Origin of the sequence: Achromobacter sp. SLBN-14, assembly GCF_006715415.1 — a bacterium.
Lineage (GTDB): Bacteria > Pseudomonadota > Gammaproteobacteria > Burkholderiales > Burkholderiaceae_B > Achromobacter > Achromobacter mucicolens.
Genome location: NZ_VFNE01000001.1, coordinates 3,653,896 through 3,674,771, shown reverse-complemented (window position 1 = coordinate 3,674,771; position 20,876 = coordinate 3,653,896). Strand labels below are relative to the sequence as shown.

The window sequence follows — 20,876 nt, the reverse complement described above, 5'->3', positions numbered from 1 at the left end:
GCCTTACGTCCTCGCTTGCGTCAAGACGGCGCCAAGCGCGCGCCGCGCCAGGGTCAGCTTGAAGGCGTTGTCTGGCGTGGGCGCGGCGCCCGCCAGCAGCGCATCGGTCACGCGCGCCGCGCCATCCGGCAGCTGCGCTTCCGCCGACGCATCGCGCCACGGCTGAGGCGCCACGCCGCCCAGCGCCACGCGCCCGGCGCCATCGTCCTGCACCACGGCGGCCACCGACACCAGCGCAAACGCATACGACGCGCGGTCGCGCACCTTACGGTAGAAGTGCTTGCCGCCCAGGGGCTTGGGCAGCACCACCGCGGTGATCAGTTCGCCCGCGTCCAGATGGGTTTCAAGGTGCGGCGTGTCGCCGGGAAGCCGGTAGAAGTCGGCAATGGGAATGACCCGCCGCGTCGCGTCCGGGCGCACCGTCTCGACCTTCGCGTCCAGAACGCGCATCGCCACCGCCATGTCGCTGGGATGCGTGGCGATGCAGGCCTGGCTGCCTCCGATCACGGCCAGTTGCCGCGTCACGCCGCCGATTGCGGAACAGCCGCTGCCGGGCACGCGTTTGTTGCAGGGCTGATTGGTGTCGTAGAAATAGGGGCAGCGGGTGCGTTGCAGCAGATTGCCGGCGGTCGTGGCGCGATTGCGGATCTGTCCCGAGGCGCCCGCCAGCAGGGCGCGCGCCAGCACCTCGTAGTCGCGGCGCACGGTCTCGTGGGCCGCCAGATCCGCATTGCGCACCAGCGCGCCAATGCGCAGACCGCCGTCGCCGGCCGGTTCGATCCGGTCCAGGTCCAGGCCGTTGACATCGATCAGATGCGAAGGCGTTTCCACCTCGATCTTCATCAGGTCCAGCAGATTGGTGCCGCCGGCGATGAACCGGGCGCGCGGCTCGCGCGCGGCGCTGGCGGCCGCTTCGGCGCCGGTCCCGGGACGCTCGTACGTAAAGGCTCTCATGCCTTGCCCTCCGCGACGTCTTCGATGGCATCCAGGATGTTGGCGTAGGCGCCGCAGCGGCAGATGTTGCCGCTCATGCGTTCGCGGATTTCCTCGGGTGACAGCAGCGGGCGTTCGTTCAGCGATCCGCTCACGTGGCTGGGCATGCCGCGCGCGGCCTCGTCCAGCATGCCCACCGCCGAGCAGATCTGCCCCGGCGTGCAGTAGCCGCACTGGTAACCGTCATGTTTGACGAACGCAGCCTGCAGCGGATGCAGCGCGCCCGGCGTGCCCAACCCCTCGATGGTGGTGATCTGCTGGCCATCGTGCATGACGGCCAGCGTCAGACAGGAATTGATGCGCTTGCCGTCCAGCAGCACCGTACAGGCGCCGCATTGCCCGTGATCGCAGCCCTTCTTGGTGCCGGTCAGGTGCAGGTGCTCGCGCAGCGCGTCCAGCAGGCTCGTGCGCAGGTCCAACGCCAATTCGTGGGTGTTGCCGTTCACGGTCAGCGTGACGGTGGCCTTCAGGCTTTGCGGCGGCGCGGTGCTCTGGGCAGCGGACATGGCAGGCGTTCCGAATGCGGTGGCGGACGCGGCGCCTGCCTTGAGCAGGTTGCGCCGCGACATATTGATATCAGTGGGATTTTCCAAGGTTGGAACTCCTGTAAGCGTCCGGCGGGCCGAAGCCCGGACATCCAGGGCGGGTTCCCAGCAAGCGGTGTGCCTGGCCGCGAGCCGCGGGCGTGACAATGCGCACGGCCGCGTGCATGGCATCCTGGAATTCCCGATAAGATCGTCATCAACAATCGATGATAGCGACGGCAATCGCCCGGCCGCCACGCCAACCTGACAAGAAAATGTTCGATCTCGAAACCAATCCGGACAACGCGCCGCCCCCGCGCTGCCTGGGCATCCTGCTTGCTGCCGGGCGCGGCCGGCGTTATGCCGACGCCGCCGGGGGGCAGGACAAATTGCTTGCGCCCCTTGCGGACGGCGTGCCCGTGGTGGCCGCCGCCGCGGCGATGCTGCGCGCGGCCACCACGCGCGTCGTGGCGATCACCCGCGCGGATAACGACCGCGTCGCCGCGCTACTGGCGCAGGCCGGGTGCGAGGTCGTGACGATCGATCCGCGCGCCGACGGCATGGGCGACAGCCTGGCTGCCGCCGCGCGCCACGTCATGCAGACCGCCGGCGCGGACATCCAAGCCTGCCTCGTCGCGCTGGGCGATATGCCGTGGATCCGCCCGGACACCTGCCTGCGGGTAGCGCAGGCGGCGCTTCTGCATCCGATCGTGGCGCCGGCCTGGCGCGGGCAGCGCGGCCATCCGGTCGCCTTTCAGCGGTCCATCTGGCCGGCGCTGGCGGCGCTGTCGGGCGATGTGGGCGCGCGTGCCGTGCTGGCGCGTCATGGCGTGACCGAACTCGCGGTCGACGACGCGGGCGTGTGCGCGGATGTGGATACGCCGGACGACCTGGCGGCCGCGCGGCGGGACAGCCAATAAACCGGCAATCAGGCCGGCGTCGCGTTGCCGACGCGCTGGCCGATCACCGGCGCCCCGGCCGGCTCGGCATGCCGCGGCAGGGCCACCCGGAAACTCGTCACGTCGTCGCGCGAGTCCACGCTGATGCACCCGCCATGCGAGGCCACGATCTGTTGCGCAATGAACAGGCCCAGGCCCAGGCCGTGATGACCGCCGGGGCGGCGCGCGCCGCTGCGGAACGGGTTGAACAGGTGCGGGAGCAGCTCGGGCGGAATGGTGCCGCCATTGGACACCGTCACGACAACCTCGCACGGGGCCTCGCCATTGACCTCGACGCGAACCGGCGCGTTCTTGCTGCCATGATGCAAGGCGTTGCCGACCAGGTTGGCGATGACCTGAGAGATGCGCGCGCCGTCCCATGAACCGGCCGCGTCGCCGCGGCTAAGCGACTCCACGTGGCGCTCGGGAAAGCCCGTGCGCACCTCGTCCAGCGTGCGCTCGACCAGCGCATCCATGCGCAGGGCTTCCGGCGACAGCGCAAGGCCTCCCGCCTGGCGGATGCGCGTCACATCGAGCAGGTCTTCGATCAGGCACGACATGCGCTCGCTGCTTTGCAGCATGCGCCGCGCCAGGCTGGCCACGCGCTCGTCGTCGCCGCGGCGCTGCAGCACCGTGGCGCCCATGATGATGGCCTGAAGCGGCGTACGCAGGTCGTGGCTCAGCACCGCCATGAACATTTCGTTCACCCTCAGTGCCTCGGTGCGTTCTTCCAGCTGCTGCGCCAGCGCACGCTTGCGCTCGTGCAGTTCGAAGAACACGTTCGCCTTGCTGCGCAGCATGTACGGGTCCACCGGCTTGTACAGGAAGTCCACCGCGCCGCTCTCGTAGCCGCGGAACTGCCAGTTCTGCTCGCGCGAGCCGGCGGTGATGAAGATCAGCGGAATGTGGCGCGTGCGCTCGCTGCCCCGGATCAGTTCGGCCAGCTCGAAGCCGTTCATGTCGGGCATCTGCACGTCCAGCAACGCCAGCGCGACGTCGCTGTGGCGCAGCAGCAGCTCCAGCGCCTGCGGGCCGGATTGGGCCTTCAGCACCTCGACACGGTCGCTGGCAAGCAGCGCCTCGAGCGCAATCAGATTCTCCGGAATGTCGTCGACCAGCAGGCATTTGATGCGGTCGTCGTGGGAAGGGGCTGATGTCGGGATCATGGTGTCAATGCGGTTGGGTCTCAGGGCAGCCGCCTCGTGGGCAACTGCGCGAAAACGGCGGCAATCTCGTCGGGTGTCAGGGCCCGCGCCGCCGGAACCAGCGCCAGCGCGGCGTCCGGCATGGTGCGCACGGGGGCCGACTCAGGCGACTGCACCAGCGTGCGGCCGCCGGCCGCCTGGATGGCGGCCAGGCCTTCGGCGCCGTCCTCGTTGGCGCCCGACAGCAGCACGCCCAGCAGCCGATCGCCATAACAATCGGCCGCTGATTGAAAAAGCACGTCAATGGACGGGCGCGAAAAATTCACCGGCGGGTCGATCGACAGCGCCAGGCGCGGCCCCCGATCCACCAGCAGGTGGTAGCCGGGTGGCGCGAAATACACATTCCCGGGCTGTATCGGCTGCTGGTCCTGGGCTTCCAGCACGGTCAACGCGCAGCGGTAGCCAAAAATGTCCGGCAACAGGCTGCGCCGGTCGCATGGCAGGTGCAGCACGACCACCACACCGGCGCGCAGGCCGGCCGGAAGCGCCGGCAGCAAGACATTCAAGGCGTCGATCGCGCCCGAGGATCCGCCGATGACGATCGCATCCCAGGAGGCCGCGGCCTGCGCATCGGCACGAGGGTCCGGTGCGCGTGCGGTCACAGGTCGGCCTTCTTGCGGTAGATGCGGTCCGCCAGCACGAAGTCGTCAAAGCCGTCGGCCTGCGCCGAGAACCGGACCGATTCCCGGGACCCCAGTCCCAGGAATCCGCGATGCACCAGCGCATCGTGGAACAGTCCCAGCGCCCGGTTCTGCAGGTCGCGCTCGAAGTAGATGAGCACGTTGCGGCACGACACCAGATGCACTTCGGCGAACACGCTGTCCGTGGACAGGCTGTGGTCGGAGAACACCATGTGTTCGCGCAGCGACTTGTCGAACACCACGCGGCCATAGCGCGCCGTGTAGTAGTCCGACAGCGAGCTGCGCCCGCCGGACTGGGCGTGGTTGGCCGTGAAGGCCGCCGCCCGGTCCAGGTCGAAGACGCCCTGCTCGGCCGCGCGCAGCGCGTGCGGATTGATATCGGTCGCATAGATCAGCGACCGGTCCAGCAGGCCTTCCTCGTGCAGCAGGATGGCCAGCGAATAGACCTCTTCGCCGGCGCTGCAACCGGCCACCCACACCTTGATCGAGGGATAGGTGCGAAGGATGGGCAAAACCTCGCGGCGCAGCGCCAGAAAGTAGCTGGGGTCGCGGAACATGTCGCTGACCTGCACCGTCAGGTACTGCAGAAGGCCCGTGAAGACGGCCGGATCGTGCAGCACGCGGTCCTGCAGTTGCGACAGCGTTCTGCAATCGAACTCGCCCAGCGCGGTGCGCAGGCGGCGTTTCAGCGAGGCCTGCGCATACTCGCGAAAGTCATAGTGATACCGGTGATAGATGGCATCGAGCAGCAGCCGCTGCTCGATGTCTTCGATGTGCGCCTTGTTCTGTGTCGGCATGGGCGTGATCGCTGTGTCCTGATCCGGTCCGGCCTACTTGCGCATCCAGACGCGCACCAGCGACAAGAGGCGCTCGACGTCCAGCGGCTTGGAGATGTAATCGTTGGCGCCCGCGGCCAGGCACTTCTCCTGATCGTCCCTCATGGCCTTGGCCGTCAGGGCGATGATGGGCAGCCGGCGCCACTCGGGCCTCGCGCGGATCTCGCGCATGGCCGTGTAGCCGTCCATCTCCGGCATCATGATGTCCATCAGCACCAGGTCGACCGCACGGTGGCCGTTCACGCCGGCGCGGCCCAGCGCATCCAGCGCCTCGCGTCCGTTGCGCGCGATCTCCACGTGCAGGCCGGTGGGCTCCAGGATGCTGGACAGCGCGAACACGTTGCGCACGTCGTCTTCCACCACCAGCACGGTGCGGCCTTCCAGCGTGGTGTCGCGGCTGCGCGCCAGCTCCAGCATCTGGCGCTGCTGCGGCGGCAGTTCGGCTTCCACCTGGTGCAGGAACAGCGTCACCTCGTCCAGCAGGCGCTCGGGCGAGCGCGCGTCCTTGATGATGATCGACTTGGAGAAGCGGCGCAGCTGCTGTTCTTCGTCGCGCGACAGCGCGCGGCCGGTGTACACGATCACCGGCGGGAACGACACGCTGTCCTGCTCGGCCATTTCGCGCAGGAGTTCGTAACCGCTCATGTCGGGCAGGTTCAGGTCCATGACCACGCAGTCGTACGTGGTGTCGCGCAGCAGCGTCAGCGCATCGCCGGCAGTGGCGGCCAGCACGATCTCGACGTCGTCGCGCGCCAGCAGTTCGCGCACGCTGTCGCGTTGGCGGTCATCGTCCTCGACAACCAGCACGCGCCGCACGTTCTGCGTGAACTTGGCTTCCAGCCGGTGCAGCGCGTGCACCAGTTCCTCGCGCTTGACCGGCTTGAGCGCGTAGCCCACCGCGCCGCGAACCAGCGCTTCCTGCGCGTAGTCCGCCACCGACACGATGTGCACCGGGATGTGCCGGGTGGCCGGATTGCGCTTGAGCTGATCCAGCACGCCCAGGCCGGAAAAGTCGGGCAGGTTCACGTCCAGCACGATCGCGTCGGGCCGCCGCTGGGACGCCAGCGCCAGGCCATCCGTCGCGGTATGCGCGGTCAGGCAGCCAAAGCCCATCTCGTGCGCCAGATCGGACAGGATGCCGGCAAAGCGCTCGTCGTCCTCGATGACGAGGATGGTGCGGGCATACGTTTGCGCGGGATCCGATTCGGCGGTCTCAGCCGGCGCTTGCGGGTCGGCCTGAGAGGTGGCGGGAACGGCGGGCGTGGCCGGGGCCGGTTGCGCCGGGATCGCGGGCATCGCGGGCGCATCGGTCCGGTCGTTGGCCGACGGCGCGGGCGAAATGACCAGCAGGTTCATCGGCAGCAGCAGCGTGAACACGCTGCCCTGCCCGGGGGTGCTGGTCAGCGACAGCGTGCCGCCCAGCAGCTTGGCCAGGTCGCGCGAAATCGACAGGCCCAGCCCGGTGCCGCCGTGCTTGCGGTGCGTGCTGCCGTCGGCCTGGCGGAACGCCTCGAAAATCAGTTCGTGCTGTTCGGCGGGCACGCCGATGCCGGTATCGTGCACCGCAAAGGACACCATGCGCCCCGGGGCCCGCGCCACGCGCAGCGCCACGAACCCTTTGTCGGTGAACTTGATGGCGTTGGACAGCAGGTTTTTCAGCACCTGCCCCAGGCGCTGCGGATCCGTGCGCAGGGTGTCGGGCACGTCGCGCGCGATATCCAGCTCCAGCGTCAGCCCCTTCTCTTGGGCCAGCGGCTGCAACGGCTCCAAGAGGCGCTGGAGGGCCGGGGCAACCGCCACCTCTTCGACCTCCACCGTCGCCTGCCCGGCTTCGATCTTGGCCAGATCCAGGATGTCGTTGATGAGCGCCAGCAGGTCGCGTCCCGCCGCGTGAATGGTCTGGGCGTACTTCACCTGGTCGGCCGACAGGTTGCCCGTCTTGTTATCGGACAGCAGCTTGGCCAGGATCAGCGTCGAATTCAGCGGCGTGCGCAGCTCGTGGCTCATGTTGGCCAGGAACTCGCTCTTGTACTGGCTGGCCTGCGTCAGAAGGCGCGCCTTGTCCGTCAGCGCGCTTTGCACGCGCAGAAGCTGTTCGGTCTGGGATTCCAGGTTGAGGTTGGTCTGCTCAAGCTCGGTCTGCTGCAATTCCATGCGCGCCTGCGATTCCTGCAGGATGCGGCTTTGCTGCTCCAGCTCCTCGTTGCTGACGCGCAGCTCTTCCTGCTGGGTCTGCAGCTCTTCGGACTGGCGCTGCGTCTCGGCCAGCAGCGCTTCCAGACGCGAACGGTCCATGCCCGCCCGGATCGCCGACGCCAGCATTTCCGACGCGCCTTCGAGCAGGCTGCGCTCGCTCTCGCTGACCGAATGATTGAAGCCCAGCTCGATCACGGCATACACGCGCTCGTACTGCATGGCCGGCGCCACCACCAATTCGGTCGGCGTCGAGCGCCCCATGGCCGACGACACTTCCAGGTGGCCGGCGGGGACATTGCGCACGTGCAGCAGTTTGCGCGACGTGGCCGACTGGCCGGCCAGGCCTTGCGCCAGCGGGATCTTTTGCGGCAGCCGCTCGGGCGGCAGCGCATAGCCGCCAAAAAGCTCCAGGTCGTCACCGTTGACGACATACCCAGCGCCGACACTGGCATGCAGGTACTCGGCCAGGTAATCCAGCGCCCGCCTGCCGATTTCATCCAGGCGCAGGTCGCCCCGCAACCGCATGCTGAGACCGGACAGGCCCGTCGTCACCCACGCCTGCCGCGCCTTGATGCGGTATTCGCGGATGGTCATGCCGGCCGAGGCCACGATCAGGGCCAGCAGCAGCAGCGCGCCGCCCCACGAGTAGTAGGTCGAGATCGTCGAGGCCTGGTTCCACGCATCCCGCTCGCGCTGGATCTGATCCATCTGCAGGGCGTAGAGCTCGCCGACCAGATCGCGCAGCCGGTCCATGGCGTCCTTGCCCGAATCGGTCCGCACCACCGCCATTGCGCCCTCGGCGTCGCCCGCCTTGCGCATTTCGATGGTGTTGTTCAGTTCGCTGAGCTTTTGCTGCGTGATGCCGGCGATGTCATTGGCGATCCGGCGCTGCGCGGTATTGTCATTCGCGGCATCCTTCACGACCGACAACCGCTGCTCGATCAGCGGCACGGAGCGCACGTAGGGTTCCAGATAAGACGGGTCGCCCGTCAGCAGATATCCCCGCTGGCCGATCTCGGCGTCTTTCAAGGCGGAATTGAACAGGCTGAGCTGTCGCAGCGACTCGGTGGCGCGGTCCATGGCCTGGACGGCGCGCGCCCGGGTGTCCGCGGACCGGACGTTGACGAAGGCGATGACCAGCGTGGCCACCGCCGCCAAGACGAATCCGGCCATCAGAGTGCGAGGAAAGGCAAGGCGGCTGGCGGGCTGCGGCGATTTCAGCATGAGGTCGATTTACCAGATCAGGAAAGGCGCGCGAATCGCGCAATGCGAGGATCGGAAGGATTATGCGGATTGAAAAACACCATAGAAATCCTTCGAACTGTGGAACTATACAGGTCCTTGCGGCCCGATGGTTGCGTATGGATACAACTACGACACCCTATCAGCCCGGGCATGCCCTAGGATTTCGCCTGCACGCACTGCGCCCCTACTCGCGGATGCCGCCTAGCCCGGCATGTCCCGGCCCTGCCCGCGTGACCGCGCGGCCAGCCGATGGCGCAGACAACCGAATTCCAGCCGTCCGCGGCACTGACAATCATGAAGAAAATCCTTTTGGTGGACGACCAACCCACGTTGGTCGCCCTGATGAGCGAGTTCCTGAGCAGCGAAGGCTATGACGTCACGACGCATACCGACGGACTCACCGCGCTGCAGCAGATGATTGCGCTGCGCCCCGACCTCGTCATCACCGATCTGTCCATGCCCGGCATGGACGGCGGCGCCCTCCTGACCGCCATGCGGGAAAACGCCTACCTGCACGAAACGCCCGTGCTGGTCCTGAGCGGCCGCCCCGAACATGAAATGCTGGAAGCCTGCGGCGAACGCGCGGTCCTGATGCGCAAGCCGGCCAACCCGGATGAAGTGCTGAAGGCGGTGCGCCGCCTGACGCAGGCGGCGCAGCCGCCCTCGCCGGCGCGCGGAGGTTCGGGCCGGCTGACGGCCTCTTTCAGCCGCTTGGGCGCCGCCAGCCTGGAGCGGCTCGTTCAGGCGGCATGACGCCGCCTGAACGGCGTCCTCACCCCACGTGCCCGCCCGCCACGTACATCACCTGACCCGTGATGTACGACGCCTCGGGCGCCGCCAGAAAGCAGATCGCCGCGGCAACCTCTTCCATGCTGCCCATGCGGTGCATGGGCGTTCCGGCCAGACAATCCGTATACATTTCCCGCTGCCAGATGCGGTCCTGCTCCGAAGGTGCTTCGGTGTTGCGCGGGATGGCGCGCACGCCATTGTCCAGGGCGCCCGGCGCCACGCCGTTCACGCGCACCCCGGATTCGGCCAGTTCCAGCGCCATGCAGACGGTGGCGGCGTGCACGCCGCCCTTGGACGCGGAATACGGCACGCGATAAATGCCACGGGTGGCGTTTGAGCCCACGTTCACAATGGCGCCCCGGCCCTGTTTGCGCATCACCGGGATCACCTCGCGGCACGACCACAGCGTTGGCCAGAGCGACCGGGTTACCTCCCGTTGCATCTCGTCCGGCGTGTATTCCCAGAAGGGCTTCATCCAGATCGTGCCGCCCACGTTGTGCACCGACACGTCGATCCGGCCATGCGAGTCCATCGTGTACTGCACCATCCGCTGCGCGCCCGCATGGGTTTCCAGGTCGGCGTCGATGAACGACGCCTGCCCGCCGGCGTCGCGGATCTCGCGGGCCACAGTCTCGCCCAGTTCGGCGGCGCGATCGACGAGGACGACGATGGCGCCTTCGGCCGCCAGCCGCTTGGCGGTGGCGCGTCCCACCCCCTGCGCGGCGCCCGTGACCAGCGCGATCTGATTTTCAAATCGATTCATGCCGACTCCCCCTCAATGCGCGCGCGACAGCTCGCCCGGCGCGGGCTGTGACGACCGGTTGTCCACGGCCAGCACGGCCAGCAGCGCGCCCGCCAGCGGAATGGCCAGCACCATGAAAAAGCCCGACGGTCCGAACCAGCCCAGGAACGTGCCGCCGATGGCCGAGCCGATGATGGCGCCGGCGCGGCCGATGCCGATGGACCAGCCCGTCGCGGTGGCGCGCAGCGCCGTCGGATACGCGCCGATGACCAGATAATTCAGCGCCAGCTGCTGGCCGCCGATGCCCAGGCCCGCCGCGCCGATCAGGATGAACACCAGCGTCCAGTCCGTTCCCGCGTAGCCCAGCCCCAGCGCCACCGCAATGCCCAGCGCGAACATCGCGATCAGCAGCGACCGCGTCGACACGCGCGGCATCAGGTAGGACAGCGGAAAGGCGCACACGATGAACACGAGGTTCACGGTGAACGTGCCCATCGGGGCCTGGTCTGCCGGCAAGCCCGCCGCCTTGAGCACCGTGGGCAGCCACGACAGCAGCATGAACCACGCCACCCAGTTCAGCAGGTACACCGACCAGATCGCCAGCGTCTTGCGGGCATAGCCGTCGGCAAAGAGCGCCTTGACGCTGGCGCGGATCGTCGCGTCTTCCGGCACCGTGAAGCGCGTGCCGGCCGGCAGCGGCTGGCGCGAGATCTTCGCCAGAATGCGGGCGACATATCCCTGGCCCGCCGCGTCGCCGCGCATGGCCTTGAATTGCAGCGACTCGGGCAGCAGCACGACCAGCGCCCCAAGCAGCAGCAGCGGCGCCACGCCGCCAACGATGAAGATGCCCTCCCAACCGATCACCGGCAGCATGCGCGCGGCCAGCAGGCCGCCCAGCATGGCGCCCGCGGGCAGGCCCAGCAGCACGCCGGTGATCACCGAGCCACGATGGCGTGCCGGCGCGTATTCCGCCGCCAGCGCCAGCACGATCGGCGTGCAGCCGCCCATGCCCAACCCCGCGATGAACCGAAGCGTAAGGATGTGCCACGTTTGCGTGGCGCCCGCCGTCGCAAGCGTCGCCAGCCCGAACACCGCCACGCCGATCAGCGCCGCCGGACGGCGGCCGATCCGGTCGCCCACCAGGCCCAGCGTCATGGCGCCCACCGTCATGCCGACGATGCCCGCCGTGAGGATCGGCGCCAGTTCGCCGGGCTGCAGCTTGAATGCCGCGAGGATCGCCGGCCCGGTGAACGCCATTGCCTGCGTGTCAAAGCCATCGAACAGCGCGATCAGAAAGCACAGGGCAAGGACGCGCCATTGAAAGGCGCCCATCCGTTCCTGATCGATCAGGCTCGGGATGGAGAGGGTTGAGGCCATGAGAGTCTCCCCGGGCTCCGCGCGGAGCCCGTTATCGGTATGAGGTATGGGGTGGTGGCGGCATCGCGTCACGGCGATGCCTGCCGGGATCAGGCCTGGGCGGACGCGCGCAGGCGATTGACGATCTGGTTGTCCTTGCCTTGCACAAGACCCGTGAGCACGACGTCGAAGACGATTTCCTTGTACGCGTCTGCCTTCAGGCCCAGTTCGGCGCCGCCGGTCTTGTCGGTCACCGGCGGGATCAACGCTTCGCGGGTGGCGTAAGCGAAATCGTCCCAGATGAGGGGATCGCCCTCGATATTGAATTGCGTCGTCAGCTTGCGGTGCTGATCCGCGCTGACAAAAAGGTGCACGTGCGCCGGGCGGTTGCCGTGGCGGCCCAGCGCGTCCAGCAGCTGCTGGGTGGCGCCCTGGGGCGGACAGCCATAGCCGACCGGCATCAGGGTGCGGAACTCGTACTTGCCGTCCGGGCCTGTACGCACCGCGCCGCGCAGGTTGAAGTCGGTCTGCGCGCCCGTCGGGTCGAAGTGTGAGTAAAAGCCGTTGGAATTGGCATGCCAGCACTCGACGACCGCATTGGCCAGCGGCTCGCCGCCGGTATCGCGCACGATGCCGCGGATCACCAGCGGACCGGCGTTGGCATCCGGATCGGCATCGATGCGCGACACGCCATCGCGCACCGGCGCGCCGGCCACGTAGAGCGGGCCCTCGATGGTGCGCGGCGTGCCCCCATCCAGGCCGGCCAGCTTGTCTTCGTGGTCCATGCGCACGTCCAGATACTTCTCCAGGCCCAGTCCGGCGGCCAGCAGCGCGGCCTCGCCGTCGCGGCCAAGCTGATTCAGGTAATTGACGCCCGCCCACACTTCATCGGGCGTGATGTCCAGATCGTCGATGGCCTTGAAAAGGTCGCTCAACAGGCGGTTCAGAATCTGCTTGAAACGCGGATTGCCTTCGCTGCCGTCCAGATTGGTCGCGGCCTTCAGCAGGTCCTGCACTTCCTTCGTGTTGAATACGTCGAGGCTCATGTCTGTCTCCAGTGGGTTATCTGTTTGTTTGGTGTGTTCAGTGTTTCTTGTTCGTGACCTTGACCAGTCCGTCGCGCGTGAAGCGCTTGACGCGGTCGTCGTCCAGCGTGATGCCCAGACCCGGGCCGGCCGGCACGGTCAGCTCGAAGTCGCTGTAGTCCAGTGGCTGCGTCAGGATTTCCTCGGTGATCAGCAAGGGGCCAAAGAGCTCCGTGCCCCATTGCAGCTGGGCAAAGCTTGCAAACAGGTGGGCCGATGCCACCGTGCTGACCGCGCCTTCCAGCATCGTGCCGCCATAGAGTTCGATGCCCGCCGCGTCGGCAATCGCCGCCACGCGCTGCGCCGCAAAAAGGCCGCCGTTCTGCTCGATCTTGATGGCGAAGACATCGGCGCCGTGCTGGCGCGCGATCTCGAACGCGGTATCCGGGCCTTGCAAAACCTCGTCGGCCATCAGCGCCACCGGAAACCGGCGCATTAGCCGCGCCAGCGCCGCGGCACTGGCCACCGGCTGCTCCACCAGTTCGCAGCCCGCCTGCGCCAAGGCCGGAATCGCCCAGGCCGCCTGCGTTTCGCTCCACGCCATGTTCACGTCGACCCGCACCGAACCGCGGTCGCCCAGCGCGCGCTTGATGGCGGCCACGTGCTCGATATCCGTCTTCGGATCGCGCGCGCCGATCTTCAGCTTGAAGATGCGGTGGCGGCGCTCTTGCAGCATCTGTTCGGCTTCCGCAATGTCGCGCGTGGTGTCGCCGGATGCCAGCGTCCAGGCCACGGGCAGACGGTCCCGGCGGCGGCCGCCCAGCAGTTCGCTGACCGGCACGCCCAGGCGCTTGCCCTGCGCATCCAGCAGCGCGGTCTCCAGCGCGCTCTTGGCAAAGTGATTGACCTTGACGAGCTTGCCCAGGTGCGCCATCAGCGCCTGGATGCGCGTGGCGTCCTGGCCGATCATGGCGGGCGCGAAGTACGCATCGATCGACAGCTTCATGGCCTCGGGGCTTTCCGGGCCGTACGCCATGCCGGCGATGGTGGTGCCTTCGCCGATTCCCACCACCCCGTCGCTGCAGAACACCTTCACCAGCATCAGCGTCTGGCCATACATCGTGGCCACCGACAGTTTGTGCGGGCGGATGGTGGGAAGGTCGACGAGAGAGGTTTCGATGCGTTCGATGAAGGCTGCGGGCATGGACGGCGGTGTAGAAGAGGTGGTCACACGGCGTTTATAAGAGCCGGCGACTTTGCGCGTCCAATACTTTGAAAATCCGAATTGATACCTTCAAGGCATAAATAAAAAGCCCCGTCTCAGAGGAACGGGGCCAAAGGCCGATACTTTTCAGGTTATATCGAGCTGGAAGCGAACGGGAGCGATCAGGCCTGAACACGGTGCGGACCACCCGCTCGGGACCGCCTCCTGCCCCCCGGGCCAGATCAATTTGCCGTGATCTTGCCCACTTCGATCACCTTCTTCCACCGGGCAAACTCGTCGGCCTGGAACTTGGTGAATTCCGCCGGCGTATTGCCAACGATCTCAAAGCCCAGTTCCAGCAGACGCGGTTTGACCGACGGGTCGTTCAGCGCCTCGACGATGCCGCCGCGCAGCTTGTCGCGAACGTCGGCGGGCATGTTCCTGGGACCGGCAAACGCCTGCCACGACGTCACGGTCACGCCCTTCAGGCCCAACTCTTCCATGGTCGGCACGTCCGGCAGCAGGGGCGAACGCTTCGCGCTCGTGACCGCCAGGGCGCGCAGCTTGCCGGACTGGATGTGCGTGAGGCTGGTGTTGATGTTGCTGAAGCTGGCGTCGACCTGGCCGCCCAGCAGGTCCACGATGGCGGGCGCGCCGCCCTTGTACGGCACGTGCGTGGCCTGCGTGCCGGTCTCTTGCCAGAACAGTTCGGCGGTCAGGTGGTCCGAGGTGCCGTTGCCCGCCGAGGCGAACGTCATGCGGCCCGGGTTGGCCTTCAGGTACGCCAGCACGCCCTTCAGGTCGCGGAACTGCGAGTTGGCGTTGACCACCAGCACGTTGGGCGCCTGCACGGCCACCGTGATGTATTCAAAATCCTTGAGCGCGTCGTAGCCAGGATCCTTGACCAGATGCGGGCCGATCACGAAGGGCCCAAGCGACGACACCAGGATCGTGTAGCCGTCGGGCGCGGCGCGCTTGGCCTGCCCGGCGCCCAGCGTGCCGCCCGCGCCGGGCTTGTTCTCGATCACGAAGGTGGCGCCAAACTTTTCCTGCAGCTTGGGCGCCACCGTGCGGGCGATGAGGTCCGTCGAACCGCCTGGCGGGAACGGCACGATCATCGTGACGGGCTTGGCCGGCCAGTTCTGCGCCTGGGCCGACGCCGTGACGGCCAGGCCAAGTGCGAGCGTGGTGAACCATTTTTTCATGCGAGTCTCCTCTGGGATGGCGTCTGTCGCGCCGGTGGTGTTGCATGCGTCCCGCCGCAAGGCCCGTGGCGGGAACAGGAAATGGATCAGATCCGCTTGCCGACCTCGACGCGCTCACGCGTCCAGGCGCGCGCCTGATCGCTGAGCGAGATGCCCAGGCCCGGCCGGTTGGGCACCAGCATGCGGCCGTCCCGGATCTCCAGCCGCTCGTTGAAAAGCGGCTCCAGCCAGTCGAAGTGCTCGACCCACGGTTCGGTCGGATAGATGGCGGCCAGGTGCACGTGCAGCTCCATCGCGAAGTGCGGCGCCAGCATCGCGCCGGCCTGCTCGGCCTGCGAAAGAATCTTCAGGAACGGCGTGATGCCGCCCACGCGCGGGGCGTCGGGCTGCACGTAGTCGGCGGCGCGGTGGCGGATCAGCTCGCTGTGCTCGGCCGCGCTGGTCAGCATTTCGCCGGTGGCGATCGGCGTGTCGAACTGTGCGGCCAGCGCGGCGTGGCCTTCGTGGTCGTAGGCGTCCAGCGGCTCTTCGATCCACACCAGGTTGAATTGTTCAAAGATGCGGCACATGCGCTGAGCCGTCGGGCGGTCCCATTGCTGGTTGGCATCGACCATCAGCGGCACGTCGTCGCCCAGGTGCTTGCGCACGGCTTCGACGCGGCGGATATCGAGCTGGCGGTCGGGCTGGCCGACCTTCAACTTGATGCCGCCAATGCCGCGCTCGCGCGACGCGCTGGCGTTCACAAGCAGTTGCTCAAGCGGCGTGTGCAGAAATCCGCCCGACGTGTTGTAGCAAGCGACCGAGTCGCGATAGGCGCCCAGCAGCTTGGCAAGCGGCAGCTTGGCGCGGCGGGCCTTCAGGTCGTAAAGCGCCACGTCGAACGCGGCGATGGCCTGCGTGGACAGGCCGCTGCGGCCCACGGACGCACCGGCCCAGCACAGCTTGGTCCAGAGCCGGCCGATATCGCTGGGGTCTTCGCCGATCAGGACAGGCGCGATCTCCTTGGCATGGGCAAACTGGCCCGGGCCGCCGGCGCGCTTTGAGTAGCTAAGGCCGATGCCTTCGTCGCCGTTTTCGGTCTGCACTTCGACGAACAGCATCGCGACCTCGGTCATCGGCTTTTGCCGGCCGGTCAGCACTTTCGCGTCGCTGATCGGGGTGGCCAGCGGCAGATAGCAGGACGAGATGCGCATCCAGGCGATGCGGTCGGCGGGGATCGAGGCGGTCATGGGAGTCTCCAGGTGTCTTGAATGGGCATTGCAGGCAGCAGGCGCTGGGATGTCCAAGCCAATGGACAACGTTGTCATTCGTGGCCAAATAAAAAGCGCCGGGATGCGGAGCCTTGCTGGCGACGGCGATGAGAACGTGGCAGCTGGCGGTCATGATAACGTTGTCCAAAATTCACGGCAAGCCGCGTCGCGATCCGTACATACCCGTACTATCCTTCCATCCCATGAAGCCCAAGTCCATCACCCTGCATGACGTCGCCCGCGCCGCTGGCGTGTCGCTCATCACCGCTTCGCGCGCGCTCGGCAACCCGGGGCGCGTCTCCGAGGCCACCATCGCGAAAGTCCAGCAGGCCGTGACGGAAACGGGCTACATCCCGAACTTGCTGGCCGGCGGCCTGAAGTCGCGGCGCAGCCACACCGTCGCGGCGCTGGTCCCGATCATCTCGGTGCCGCAGTTCCTGCCCACCATCGAGGCCTTGACCGCCGAGCTCGACCGCGACGGCTACCAGCTCATCCTGGGACAGATGGGCTATGACCGCGGCCGCGAGGAAGCCTTGCTCAATGCCATGGCGGGACGCCGGGTCGACGGCGTCGTCGTCGCCGGCCTGCTGAGCGACATACCGGCCGCGCACCGCCTGCGCGAAATCGGCATCCCCGTCGTCGAGACCTGGGACCTGACCGGCCACCCGCTCGACATGCTGGTGGGTTTTTCGCACCGGCGGGTGGGTAACGCCGTGGCCGAATTCTTCCTGTCCAAGGGATGGCGCAACGTGGGGCTGGCAACCGGCGACGACCAGCGCGCCGCCGTGCGCCGCGCGGGCTTTCTGGAAACCTTGGGCCACGACGTGCCCACGGCCGTGGTACCGGCGCCCAGCAATGTGGCGTCCGGCCGGCGCGCCGCCGCCGAACTGTTCGACAAGGCGCCCGGCCTGCAGGCCATTTTCTGTAGCGCCGACGCGCTTGCCGAGGGCGTGCTGACCGAAGCGCGCGTGCGCGGCCTGCGCGTGCCGCAGGACCTGGCGGTCTGCGGGTTTGGCGGCGCTGATTTTGCCGCGCATCTGGCGCCGTCGCTGACCACCGTGCAGGTCGACGGCGCGAACATCGGCGCGCAGGCCGCGCGCATCCTGATGGCGCGCTGCCGCGGCGAGAGCACGCAGGAGCGCATCATCGACGTGGGTTTCCAGATCGTCGAGCGCGAGTCGACGGGCGGCTGTGCGGCAACGTAGCCAGGTGTCACCTGGCTGGGCTCCTGGCCGCGACCGGCAGTTGTCATGCCGCGCCGCCGGTAGGAGAATTCCGCCGAGCCGCGCGCGTCCGACAGCGCGCCCCCGAAGCGCGTCGCCGCCTCAAGAGGATCCGCCCGTGAAGGATGATGTTGGCCAATACCAGACTCACCCCGTCACCCTGCTCCAGCCGGACCCGTCATCGGAATGGGTCTACCACTGCGCGATGAGCCTGCTCAAGCTGCCCGCGGACGATGCGATCTCCGAGCAGCTTGCCTACATGGGTGAAACCTCCGACATCGACCGCTCCTGGATGATCGAGTACCGCCCGGACATGCTGCGGCTGCGCAATACGCACGAATGGTGCCGCGGCCAGACCGAACCTTTCGTCGCCGAGCTGCAGGATGTGCCCACCACGCTGATCGCCTGGCTGCACCGCTTCATGGTCAAGGGCCAGGCAGTCGCCATCCACGACGTCAACGACCTGCCCCGCACCGCGCGCACCATCCAGGCCGAGTTCCAGCGCCAGGGCAACAAGAGCGTGCTGAGCGTGCCGGTCTCTCATGACGGCAAGCTGCAAGGCATCATCGGCTTTGACACCACGTTGCGCCACCGGCACTGGTCCGCCGCCGAGGTCGGCGCCCTGTACCAATGCGCGAACCTCATCGGTCAGGCCAAGTACGGCAGCGGCCGCACTCGTGCGCCGCTGGGCAACCCTGCCGCGTCAGTGGTGTACCTGAGCATGCGCGGCGTGGTCCGCGGCGTGCAGCCAGAGGCCATCGTCGGCGTGCGCTCAGCCGGCAATTACAGCGAAATCTGGCTTGAGGACGGATCGATGGTGCTGGACTCGCGCGCGCTCGGCGTCTGGTCGACGCTGCTGCCCGAGCAGACATTCTTCCGGGTGCACCGCACCGCCATTGCGAACGCGTTGCATGTCATGGACGTGGACCGCAGAAGCGTCGACAAGTGGCAGATCCGGATGCGGGCCGTGGACGACGCCTGGCCGGTGTCCCGCGCCTATCGCAAGCCGCTGCGCGAGCGCATGGGGCTTTGAGCCCGGGTTTGCCGGTTGCGGCGCCGCCCAATATGCCATTCATCATGCGGGAATGTTGTTTCATCCTGGCGCAGATGGCTGCGTCGGCGGATTTTGGGATCATCGCGGCATGCGGACGGGACACCCCCAGCCGCGCCTCTTCGAGAGAACCGCATGCTGACGTCCCGCCTTCTGCCGCGCATCTCCCTTCTTGCCTTGAGCGCTGTCTGCGCACTGGCTTCCGGCCCGGCCCGGGCAACTGACCTTGCCCTGCAGGATGCCGTTTCCATGGCCGGCATGCAGCTCTACCTGAACGCCGGCGCGCCCGCCCTGATCATCGCGGCGGTGCGCGGCAATGACGTCGTTGTGCAGGGCTATGGCGAGACCGCGCCCGGCAGCGGCGTCGAACCCGACGGCCAATCCATTTTCCGCATCGCGTCGGTGTCCAAGGTGTTTGCCGGCGATGTGCTCGCGTCGTTGGCGGCCAAGGGCAAGCTCAAGCTGACCGATCCGCTTGCGAAGTACGCGCCCGATCAAGCCAAGGTCGACGCCAACGGCCGGCCGATCACGCTGCTGGACCTGGCAACGCATTCGGCCGGCCTGCCCCGCGAATTGCCCAATCCCGACGCCAAGCCCTCCGACAACCCGTTCAACGCCTTCGACCGCGCCTATTACTGGAAGTGGATGGGCACCCACAAGCCGGCCTATGCGCCGGGCACCACCACGCTGTACTCCAACCTGGGCTATGGCCTGTTGGGCGACGCGCTGGCCAAGGCGGGCGGCGCGGACTATTCGACCGTGCTCGCCAACGAGGTCTTCAAGCCCGCCGGCATGACCGACGCCACCAACATGCTGACCGAGGCGCAGAAAAAACGTCTGATGACCGGTCTGGATCCCTTCGACAAGCCGGATCCCAATGCGGTGGCGCCCGACATCATGTACTCCAGCGCCGGAATCTATGCCACGGCGGACGACATGGTGCGCTGGATGCGCTGGCATCTGGATGGCGCCCGGCAAGCCCGCGAGGCCGCGCTCCTGGCCCACACGATGTGGCTGCCGTACGACGGGCTGAAGTCCGTCGTGGGCACGGAAGTCACGGATGGCGACGGCATGGGGCTGGGCTGGGTGGTGACCCTGCCGCGCAACGGCACGCCGTTCCTGCTGGGCAAGAGCGGCGGCATCGGCGGCTTCATGTCCTACGCCGTCCTGTCGCCCAACCGCGACCTGGGCGTGTTCGTCGTCGCCAGCCGGGTGAACTTCGGGATGTTCAACAACATCCATGCGCAGGTGCGCGAACTGGCGGCCGAGCTGGGCCGGTGATGCGGCGCCTTCGTGCGCCGCGCCTGGCCGCAGCGGCGCTGTTGCTGGCGTGGGCCGCGCAGGGCGCGTGGGCGCAGCAGGCGCAAGACATTTTCAAGACCGAAATCTTCCTTACGCCCTACAGCGACCTGTCGGGCGGCGACGACTCGTATCCGCGCCTGAACGGCAGATTTCTGATGATGACTGGCTACACGGGCTTTTTTGGCGTGCGGGACGACAACGGCCAGCTGCCTCGCTCGCACTGGAGCAGCGTGCAACCGACGGCCGAGGCGGCGCTGGTGCTGCAATTGACGCGGGCGTTCTCGGTCCGGACCAAGGCAACCTTCAACTCGTCCACCAACGACACCAAGGACAACGCGTTTTCCGATCTGGGCGTGAATCTGGACAACCTTTTTGCCGCCTACACCGCCGACAACTACGCGCTCTACGGCGGCAAGATGGACCTGGGATTTGGCGACGCCTGGCACATCGTGGACGGCCTGTATTCGGGATTCAACGAGAACTCGGAATTCCGCGGCTCGATCGGCGTGGGCGGACGCTACACGCTGGACACCGCGGGCCGCGGCGCGCACTCGGTCGCCGTCATCCTGTTCAAGCGCGACAACACCGCCATGAACCGCCGGTTCAGCCTGGACGGCGGCCTGCTCGGGCCCGATGAACCGCCCCTGTTCAGCGACCAGCTCAAGTCATTCGTCGTGTCGTACGACTTTCGCGATCTGCCCGGATTGCCGGGCGTCTCGGGCGGGGTGGACGCCGGCCGGCTGCACCTGGATCCGGTCCAGGGAAAAAGCGCCAACACGGTATCGGCCCGCCTGAGCTACGACACGCCGCTGGGCAACGCATGGCACCTGAACTGGTTCAACGAAGCCACCTACTCCAGCGCCTTTCGCGGCGCGCCGGTCGCCAACGGCAATGGCGTAACCTCGGTGTCGTTGTCTCGTGACCGCTGGCAGGTTACCGCGACGGCCGCCGCGCGCAAGCTGACCGGCGGCGGCCAGACACTGGCGCGGCATGGCTTGCAGGACGGCACGGATTGGGGAGTTTCGGGCGCAGTCACCTACGTCACGCCCTTGGGATTGATCGTGCAGGCCGGGCTGACGCATCAGCGTGACCAGGCCCTGCGCATCAACCAGGGCGTTTTCCGCATCGCTTACCAGGCAGGATTCTGAGGC

At 67.3% G+C, this 20,876-nt stretch carries 18 protein-coding genes; 6 read left to right on the top strand and 12 right to left on the bottom strand.

All coding sequences use genetic code 11. The features are described 5' to 3' along the window. Positions 1-3: 3 nt before the first annotated feature. Entirely contained in the window at positions 4-954 is a 951-nt protein-coding gene (locus tag FBY20_RS16650; RefSeq protein WP_142053493.1) for a xanthine dehydrogenase family protein subunit M, read from the bottom strand. Continuing rightward, entirely contained in the window at positions 951-1,586 is a 636-nt protein-coding gene (gene paoA, locus FBY20_RS16645) for an aldehyde dehydrogenase iron-sulfur subunit PaoA (RefSeq protein WP_142053492.1), read from the bottom strand. The genes FBY20_RS16650 and paoA overlap by 4 nt, the downstream gene beginning before the upstream one ends. Before the next feature lie 206 nt (positions 1,587-1,792). Here paoA and FBY20_RS16640 point away from each other — a divergent pair, with 206 nt between their 5' ends. Then, entirely contained in the window at positions 1,793-2,437 is a 645-nt protein-coding gene (locus FBY20_RS16640) for an NTP transferase domain-containing protein (RefSeq protein WP_142053490.1), read from the top strand. 8 nt (positions 2,438-2,445) lie between these two features. Here FBY20_RS16640 and FBY20_RS16635 read toward each other — a convergent pair whose 3' ends face one another. Genes FBY20_RS16635 through FBY20_RS16620 form a run of 4 tightly spaced genes read right to left on the bottom strand, consistent with a single transcriptional unit; the run spans position 2,446 to position 8,557 of the window. After that, positions 2,446-3,621: a response regulator gene (locus FBY20_RS16635; RefSeq protein WP_142053488.1), complete on the bottom strand. Its 1,176-nt coding sequence runs from the start codon at positions 3,619-3,621 to the stop codon at positions 2,446-2,448. Between the two features lie 20 nt (positions 3,622-3,641). Beyond that, positions 3,642-4,262, bottom strand: a complete 621-nt coding sequence (locus FBY20_RS16630; protein WP_056326061.1) for a chemotaxis protein CheB — start codon at positions 4,260-4,262, stop codon at positions 3,642-3,644. Next, positions 4,259-5,098 carry a protein-glutamate O-methyltransferase CheR gene (locus FBY20_RS16625; RefSeq protein ID WP_142053486.1) on the bottom strand — a complete coding sequence of 280 codons (840 nt, stop codon included), beginning with the start codon at positions 5,096-5,098 and terminating at the stop codon, positions 4,259-4,261. The genes FBY20_RS16630 and FBY20_RS16625 overlap by 4 nt, the downstream gene beginning before the upstream one ends. A gap of 33 nt (positions 5,099-5,131) precedes the next feature. Beyond that, the gene (locus FBY20_RS16620; protein ID WP_142053484.1) at positions 5,132-8,557 is read right to left on the bottom strand and encodes a response regulator; all 3,426 of its coding nucleotides are present in this window, start codon (positions 8,555-8,557) and stop codon (positions 5,132-5,134) included. Positions 8,558-8,872: 315 nt separating this feature from the next. Here FBY20_RS16620 and FBY20_RS16615 point away from each other — a divergent pair, with 315 nt between their 5' ends. After that, positions 8,873-9,331 carry a response regulator gene (locus FBY20_RS16615; protein ID WP_254595344.1) on the top strand — a complete coding sequence of 153 codons (459 nt, stop codon included), beginning with the start codon at positions 8,873-8,875 and terminating at the stop codon, positions 9,329-9,331. Between the two features lie 19 nt (positions 9,332-9,350). On the opposite strand, the gene FBY20_RS16610 is transcribed toward FBY20_RS16615, so the two are convergent. From FBY20_RS16610 to FBY20_RS16585, 6 genes are all read right to left on the bottom strand, one after another. After that, positions 9,351-10,130, bottom strand: coding sequence for a 1,6-dihydroxycyclohexa-2,4-diene-1-carboxylate dehydrogenase (locus FBY20_RS16610; RefSeq protein WP_142053482.1), 780 nt, complete (start codon positions 10,128-10,130; stop codon positions 9,351-9,353). A gap of 12 nt (positions 10,131-10,142) precedes the next feature. Beyond that, positions 10,143-11,441, bottom strand: coding sequence for an MFS transporter (locus tag FBY20_RS16605; protein WP_142056020.1), 1,299 nt, complete (start codon positions 11,439-11,441; stop codon positions 10,143-10,145). Positions 11,442-11,575: 134 nt separating this feature from the next. After that, the gene (gene catA / locus FBY20_RS16600; RefSeq protein ID WP_056326050.1) at positions 11,576-12,511 is read right to left on the bottom strand and encodes a catechol 1,2-dioxygenase; all 936 of its coding nucleotides are present in this window, start codon (positions 12,509-12,511) and stop codon (positions 11,576-11,578) included. A gap of 37 nt (positions 12,512-12,548) precedes the next feature. After that, complete coding sequence (locus FBY20_RS16595; RefSeq protein WP_142056018.1) at positions 12,549-13,694, bottom strand: muconate/chloromuconate family cycloisomerase; 1,146 nt, start codon at positions 13,692-13,694, stop codon at positions 12,549-12,551. A gap of 242 nt (positions 13,695-13,936) precedes the next feature. Beyond that, the gene (locus FBY20_RS16590) at positions 13,937-14,899 is read right to left on the bottom strand and encodes a tripartite tricarboxylate transporter substrate binding protein (RefSeq protein WP_142053480.1); all 963 of its coding nucleotides are present in this window, start codon (positions 14,897-14,899) and stop codon (positions 13,937-13,939) included. Positions 14,900-14,985: 86 nt separating this feature from the next. Then, entirely contained in the window at positions 14,986-16,128 is a 1,143-nt protein-coding gene (locus FBY20_RS16585) for a mandelate racemase/muconate lactonizing enzyme family protein (RefSeq protein ID WP_142053478.1), read from the bottom strand. Between the two features lie 224 nt (positions 16,129-16,352). Between FBY20_RS16585 and FBY20_RS16580 the strand changes: the two genes are divergently transcribed. The 4 genes from FBY20_RS16580 (at position 16,353) to FBY20_RS16565 (ending at position 20,873) form a co-directional block, all read left to right on the top strand. Continuing rightward, positions 16,353-17,354, top strand: a complete 1,002-nt coding sequence (locus tag FBY20_RS16580; RefSeq protein ID WP_142053476.1) for a LacI family DNA-binding transcriptional regulator — start codon at positions 16,353-16,355, stop codon at positions 17,352-17,354. 136 nt (positions 17,355-17,490) lie between these two features. Then, positions 17,491-18,405, top strand: a complete 915-nt coding sequence (locus tag FBY20_RS16575) for a GAF domain-containing DNA-binding protein (protein WP_235512773.1) — start codon at positions 17,491-17,493, stop codon at positions 18,403-18,405. Positions 18,406-18,558: 153 nt separating this feature from the next. Next, positions 18,559-19,704, top strand: coding sequence for a D-alanyl-D-alanine-carboxypeptidase/endopeptidase AmpH (gene ampH, locus FBY20_RS16570; protein ID WP_142053474.1), 1,146 nt, complete (start codon positions 18,559-18,561; stop codon positions 19,702-19,704). Next, positions 19,704-20,873, top strand: coding sequence for a hypothetical protein (locus FBY20_RS16565; protein WP_142053472.1), 1,170 nt, complete (start codon positions 19,704-19,706; stop codon positions 20,871-20,873). Before ampH ends, FBY20_RS16565 begins: the two co-directional genes overlap by 1 nt. Positions 20,874-20,876: the final 3 nt, after the last annotated feature.